Annotated in this window: 6 protein-coding genes; 4 read left to right on the top strand and 2 right to left on the bottom strand. The window is 67.6% G+C overall.

Annotation, left to right across the window (positions count from 1 at the left end):
- The coding region (locus E1298_RS18250) for an integrase core domain-containing protein (protein WP_165975527.1) at window positions 1-393 on the top strand (393 nt) is incomplete at its 5' end.
- A 287-nt stretch (window positions 394-680) separates the two neighbouring features.
- Here E1298_RS18250 and E1298_RS18245 read toward each other — a convergent pair.
- Window positions 681-1,451 carry a transposase family protein gene (locus E1298_RS18245; protein WP_131894763.1) on the bottom strand — a complete coding sequence of 257 codons (771 nt, stop codon included), beginning with the start codon at window positions 1,449-1,451 and terminating at the stop codon, window positions 681-683.
- Between the two features lie 612 nt (window positions 1,452-2,063).
- A complete protein-coding gene (locus tag E1298_RS18240) occupies window positions 2,064-2,936 on the bottom strand; it encodes a helix-turn-helix transcriptional regulator (RefSeq protein ID WP_131894761.1) in 873 nt (290 codons plus the stop codon).
- Between the two features lie 198 nt (window positions 2,937-3,134).
- On the opposite strand from E1298_RS18240, the gene E1298_RS18235 reads away from it, so the two are divergent.
- The 3 genes from E1298_RS18235 (at window position 3,135) to E1298_RS18225 (ending at window position 6,215) form a co-directional block, all read left to right on the top strand.
- The gene (locus tag E1298_RS18235) at window positions 3,135-3,911 is read left to right on the top strand and encodes an SDR family oxidoreductase (protein ID WP_131894759.1); all 777 of its coding nucleotides are present in this window, start codon (window positions 3,135-3,137) and stop codon (window positions 3,909-3,911) included.
- Between the two features lie 183 nt (window positions 3,912-4,094).
- The gene (locus E1298_RS18230; protein WP_131894757.1) at window positions 4,095-4,742 is read left to right on the top strand and encodes a TetR/AcrR family transcriptional regulator; all 648 of its coding nucleotides are present in this window, start codon (window positions 4,095-4,097) and stop codon (window positions 4,740-4,742) included.
- A 339-nt stretch (window positions 4,743-5,081) separates the two neighbouring features.
- Entirely contained in the window at window positions 5,082-6,215 is a 1,134-nt protein-coding gene (locus E1298_RS18225) for an epoxide hydrolase family protein (protein WP_207944701.1), read from the top strand.
- Window positions 6,216-6,333 lie beyond the last annotated feature (118 nt).

The raw sequence follows: 6,333 nt of genomic DNA, 5'->3' as shown, positions 1-6,333 counted from the left end.
GATATCCGCCAGACCAGCACCCTGGTCATCGACGCGATGGCGGCATCGGTCGCCCGCCGCAAACCATCGTCCAACTCGACGATCTTGCACTCCGACCACGGAGCGCAGTTCACGTCCTGGACGTTCGGTAAACGCCTGCGGGACGCGGGATCGCTCGGCTCGATGGGCACGGTCGGGGACTGCTTCGATAATGCGATGATGGAATCGTTCTGGGGAACCATGCAACTCGAGCTCCTCGACACCAAGAAGTGGTCAACAAGAGCCGAACTCGCCGCCGCAATGTTTGAATGGATCGAGTGCTGGTACAACCCATTCAGAGGGCATTCCAGCATAGGAATGCTGAGCCCGGTCGCCTTCGAGGAGCAACACCGCACCTCACCGCCGACCGGCTGACCCCATCTCACCCCAGGTGGCCGTGCTCCGGGGGGAACCTCAGGGAGGCGTTCAGGAGCGTTGAGGTGTTGGGGGAGCGCTGTGAGTGCTGTGGTGCGGAGGGGCCCTGGATGGGGTGAGGCGCTTAGGCGTGTCGGGGATGGAGGGGAGTGTCGAGGTGTGAGGAGACGCTGGGTGGAGGGCGGCGTTGAACTGCACTGAGCTGTGTTGAGGTGAGGGAAGACGCCGGGCAGTAGAAGGCTCTGCCGCGGCGACGGGGTTCGTTGGCGACTCACAGTGAGCGTTTTTCATCTTCGTCCTGAGCTGGCCAGGTGTAGGCAGAGGGTGGCCTGAAGCAGGCTGGTGACGCGGGTGGGTGAGCAGCGGAGTTTGCGCAGCGGTCGCCAGGACTTGAGGGTGGCGACGGTTTGTTCGGCCAGGGCCCGGGTCTTGGCGTGGGATCGGTTGACCGCCTGCTGACCGGCCGAGAGCCGGTCCCGCCGGCCGCGGTAGGGGACGAGGGCCGTGCCGCCGGCGCCCAGGTAGCCCTTGTCGGCCCAGCGGTCCAGGTCGTTGCCGGTCAGCGCGTCGATGATGCCGTGCTCGCGGGCTGCGCGGACATCGTGAACGGCCCCGGGCAACGCCGGTGAGGCCCACAGCAGCCGTCCGGCCGGATCGGCCAGTACCTGCACGTTCATCCCGTGCTTGCGATGCTTGCCCGAATAGGAGGGGCGGTCGGCGGCGACCCGGTCGATCGGCAGCAGCGTGCCGTCCAGCAGGAGGTAGGCCTTCTGCGATGCGGCTTGGATTGCCTCGGCCAGCGTCGGGGCCGGGGCGGCCAGAAGCTCGACCGCCTCGGTGATGTAGCGGTAGGCGGTGCTGGTGCCGACACCGAAACCGGCGGCGAGCTGGGCATAGGCGGGGCCATTGCGTAGGTGCGCGAGGACGGGCAGGGCTTGGCGGCCTGCGGTCGGGCGCCGCCACCGGGTGCCCAGTGCGCGACGGTGTTCACGCAGCCGGGCCGCCAGGAAACGCAGGGCGGAACTGGACACATCCAGGCCACACGGGTAGACAAGCATGCGAAGCCTCTGGTGGAGACGGTTCTCTTGGTCGAAAACCCATCTACCAGGGGCTTCACTCGTCTGTCAGTCGAACCGGGCGAGCGACCCGGCAGGTTGGAAAAGCCTCAGTGTCAACAGCAGTCCCTCGGCAGGCCCGAGTGGGAATCTTGTGCGGGCAAGGCTGCGGATCGACTCTACCGCCGTGGTGGCGGCCTTCGTTCGGGTGCGGTGGGGTTCCGCTACGCGGTGGGTTCCGCTATACGGCGTGTTCCGCTATACGGTGCGTCCGGGCCGTTGTGTGGCGTCTTGCACGGCGCCGGGGCCATCGACGACCGGTTGATCTCCGAACTGCGCGCCGAAGACTTCCCTCGTGTGGCGCGCCCGTCCAGTCGGTCCCCTTCTCGGACGAGCTGGGCATCCCGTACAGATCACGCCGTCCGAGATGATTTGCCTGCTTGTGTCACCAGCCTGGACGATCCCGGCGGCAGGATGCGGATATACAGATACACATCGCCCCGGGACGGAGACTCTCGCCCAGTCCTCGGCCCCCGGCCCCTGTCCCAGCCTCCTAGCCCGACGGTCGACTCGAACCGGTGGCCCGGGGAACGGGGGGCCGGGCTTTGCGGCGGCTCACCGTGCGTCCGTGGACGGCGTGGGCTCCTTGGGTCCGGGAGTGGTCCAGCTACTCAACAGCCGCAGGGCCTCGGCGGTGGTGGAGCCAGGTTCGGCGTTGTAGACGCACAGGGTCTGGTCGGGGTCGCCGGGAGGCTGGAGGGACTCGTAGGAGAAGTGGAGATCGCCGACCACGGGATGGTGGTAGTGCTTGGTGCCGTGGGTGCGGCGCAGGACGCGGTGGTCGTTCCACCAAGTGGTGAATTCCGGTGATCGCAGGGTTAGCTCGCCCACGAGGTCGGCGAGCCGCCGGTCGTGCGGGTGGCGGCCTGCTTCGAGGCGGAGCATGGCGACGGTTTCGGCGGCGACCTGTGCCCAGTCTCCAACGCGTTCGCGGGCGTCCGGGTCCAGGAGGTAGTAACGGGCGAGATTGCGCTGTGGGACGGGGAGGGCGTCGAAATCGGTCAGAACCGCCCGCGCCAGGCGGTTGGCAGCCAGGACGTCCGTGCGCCGGCCGAGGATGAAGGCGGGGACATGCTCCAAGGTCTGCAACATGAGGTGCAGACCAGGGCGGACCCGCTGCGGAGCGGCCGGGGCACGACGGGCCGGAGCGGGCCGTGCCAGCAGGTCGGTGAGGTGCTCGCGCTCGGCGAGGTCGAGCTGGAGTGCGTGTGCGAGGGACTCGACGACCTGCGGGGAGGGAGTTCCGGCGCGGCCTTGTTCGAGACGGGTGTAGTACTCGGTGCTCACGCCGGCGAGGCGGGCGACCTCGTCCCGGCGCAGTCCGGGTACCCGCCGGGCGCGGCCGTCCTGTTCCAGTCCAGCCTGGTCGGGGGTGATCCGGGCGCGGCGGGAGCGCAGGAAGTCGGCGATCTCGCTACTACGGTCCATGCATCCAGTGTGGGGCAAGCCATGGAAGGCGCACGCCTGGCAAGGTGGCCCCGCCAGTACCTGCCTGCCCGGTACCTTCCTGCTCAGGGCCTGTTCAGGGCCCGAGGACGCAGTTCAAGGGTGGTGTGCTGGATGCATGGCCGACAGTCGGCGGCCACGGTCCAGCTCTTGATCCATCCGCCCTTCGAAAGGTGCCGCATGTCCACGCAATCCCTGACCAAGCCCCTGTCCGGCCGCGTGGCGGTCGTCACCGGCGCCTCCAGCGGCATCGGCGAGTCCTCGGCTGAACACCTGGCCGGCCTGGGCGCGCGCGTTGCCGTCCTGGCCCGGCGCGCGGACCGGCTGGACGAGATCGTCTCCCGGATCCAGAAGAACGGCGGCACCGCCCTGGCGATCGCCGTTGACGTCACCGATGCCGCGTCGGTGCAGGCGGCCGCCGACCGGGTGGTTTCCGAGATGGGCGACGCCGATCTGCTGTTCAACAACGCAGGCGTGATGCTGCCCGCCCCGATCGAGGAACTGGCCGTTGACCAATGGCAGCATCAGATCGACCTCAACATCACCGGACTCATGAACGTCATCGGCGTGTTCACCCCGCAGCTCGTCAAGGCCGCCGGTGAGCGTGGCGTGTCCGATCTGATCAACACCTCGTCGGTCGCGGCGCAGAACATCTTCCCCAACTTCGCCGTCTACTCTGGCACCAAGGCCTACGTCACCCACCTCTCGCGGCATCTGCGCGTCGAGCTGGGTGCGAAGAATGTGCGGGTGTCGGCGCTCGAACCGGGCATTGTCGGCACCGAGCTGCAGAGCCACGTCACCGACGACGGCGTGCGTCAGTGGCTTGAAGGCACCAAGGAGACGATGCAGTGGCTCACGCCACAGGACATCGCCGAAACCGTCGGCTTCATCGCCGCACTGCCGCCGCGCGCGAACCTCCAGCAAGTCACCATCATGCCCACCCGTCAGCCCAGCTGACCCTCCCAACCCTCTGCCGGGCCCGCCCGCGGCACGGGCGGGCCCGATACGCCCAACCCGTCGCGCCGTCGCGCCGTCCCGCATCGTGCAGCGGAAACGCCTCTGGACGATGGCTGCGATGCCGAGGACGGGCGACGGCCTTGATGCGTACATCTGTTCTTATGAAGTGTACGTTTTGTACTTATGTCACGCATCGAGCCGCCGTCGACGGACCCTGTCAATAGCAAACCTGCCAGGGCTGCAACCGGTGATGGGCTCGATCCGGGCGGCAGGCGGCGGGCTCGCCGGTACGACCCCGACCGCAAAACGCGCATCCTGGACGCCGCCCTAGACGTCCTCGCCGAGCACGGGGCGGCCGGGACAACGCATCGGCGCATCGCCGCAAGCGCCGGTGTGCCGCTGGGATCGATCACTTACCATTTCGCCACCTTGATCGATCTGCGGGCGCAAGCGTTCGCCCGCTACGTCGAGCAGCAGTCCGCGGTGTTCGAGGAACTGCTTGAGGTGGTCAGGACACGCGAGGAGTTCGTCGAGATCCTGGTCGATCTTGTGCACGGCGGGCCTGCTCGGTACCGCAGCGCGGTCCTTGGCTTCGAACTCCATCTGGCCGCGCTTCGCAGTCCCGACCTGCGAGTCCTGACGCAGGCGTGGACGAGGGACAGCCGGGCCGCGCTGGCCCGATTCACCGGTCCGGACGTTGCCGCGCGTCTAGACGCCCTGCTCAAGGGCATGATCATGAATGTCCTGCTGGCGACGGACCCGGAACCGCGCGAGGCGACGCGGGCCGCGATCGTCCAGACTCTCGGCCCGGCCGACGGATCACGTCCGTGACCGGCGGCTACAAGGCTGCGTGCGCCGCCATCCCAGCGTCCGGAGGTGCGAGAAGAGGGAGGCGGAGCGAGAACGCCGACCTGCGCGGTCTTCGGTGACTGTGCACTCGCCGAGTTGAAAGATCGAAACTGGCCACCCAGAAGGAGACCAAGCCGGTGTGTCCCTACTCAGCGATCTTGTCACGCGTTCCAACGGGCGACCGCGTCGTCGCGGAGCCCTGGACGGCCAATCTCTTTCAGCTACAAAGACGGCTACATCATGTCAGCCACGCTCAGAGGCCCGGGCAACCCAACCCTACGAATGGCTCAAGCAACCCACACGAAGAGGGGTAGGGCCGTCATGCCCCCTATCACGTCCGTGATCACCGTCCCGGAGGCCGAACTGGACGAGTTGCGGTCGCGACTGCTCCGCACACGGTGGCCGATTCCCTGGCCCGTCGGCGGATGGGAGGCCGGCACCGACGTGGGAGAGCTGCGGCGCCTTGTCGACTACTGGGCCTCTGGCTACGACTGGCGGACCCACGAAGCCGCCATCAACGCCCTCCCGTCTCATCTCGCGGACATCGACGGGACACCGGTCCACTATCTGCGCTATGAGGGCGAACACCCCGGCGCGCTGCCGATCGTCCTGACGAACGGATGGCCCAGCTCCTTCCTGGAGATGATCGGCCTGGCCGACCGGTTGGCCACACCCTCGCGGTACGGGGGCGACGCGGCCGACGCGTTCACCGTGATCGTCCCCTCGCTGCCCGGGTTCGCCTTCTCGCCGCAGCGGCGCTCGCTCACCGCGCCACCGCAGACCCATGAACTCTGGCACCGGCTCATGCACGACGAACTGGGCTTTCAGCGGTACGCCGCCCACGGCAGCGATCTTGGTGCCGGAACCACCTCCCGCCTCGGCGAAGCCCACCCCGAAGCGCTGGCTGGTATCCACCTGCTGTCGGTCGCGGCCCCTGCCGCCTACGACGCCTCTAGTGTCACCCCACAGGAGCAGGCGTACCTCGATTCCGTCGCGGCATGGATCGCGCAGGAGGGCGGGTACCAGCACGAGCAGAGCACGCGCCCTCTCACCCTGAGCTATGGTCTGGCCGACTCACCCGCTGGGCTGCTCGCCTGGATCGTTGAGAAGTACCGCGCATGGAGCGACTGCGGCGGCGACCTATCGTCCCGGTTCAGTGACGACTTCGTCCTGACGCAGGCATCGCTCTACTGGTTCACTCAGACCATTTCAACCTCCTTCCGGCCCTACTACGAGTACGGCACGGGCCTGACACGGCGGGTGGAGCGCGCGGACGTCCCCACTGCCGTCGCCCTGTTCCCCGCCGACCTCACCCACCCGCCCCGCAGTTGGGCCGAGCGCACCTACAACGTCACCAGATACACCCGCATGCCCCGCGGCGGCCACTTCGCCGCCCACGAAGAACCCGAACTCCTCGCCAACGACATCATTGACTTCTTCCGCCCACACCGGTGAACGCAAGGCCGGGCAAAAACTCACCATTATCGCTGCCAGGCACCCAACCGCAGCCCCCAGGGCCTGCGAACACAACGACGAAGAGCCGGAAAGTGACCCGCTCAGTGCGGAACGAACG

The sequence above is a fragment of the Actinomadura rubrisoli genome, assembly GCF_004349215.1.
GTDB classification, from domain to species: domain Bacteria; phylum Actinomycetota; class Actinomycetes; order Streptosporangiales; family Streptosporangiaceae; genus Spirillospora; species Spirillospora rubrisoli.
Note: the sequence above shows the minus strand (reverse complement) of the source record. Positions and strands in the feature narration are given on the sequence as shown.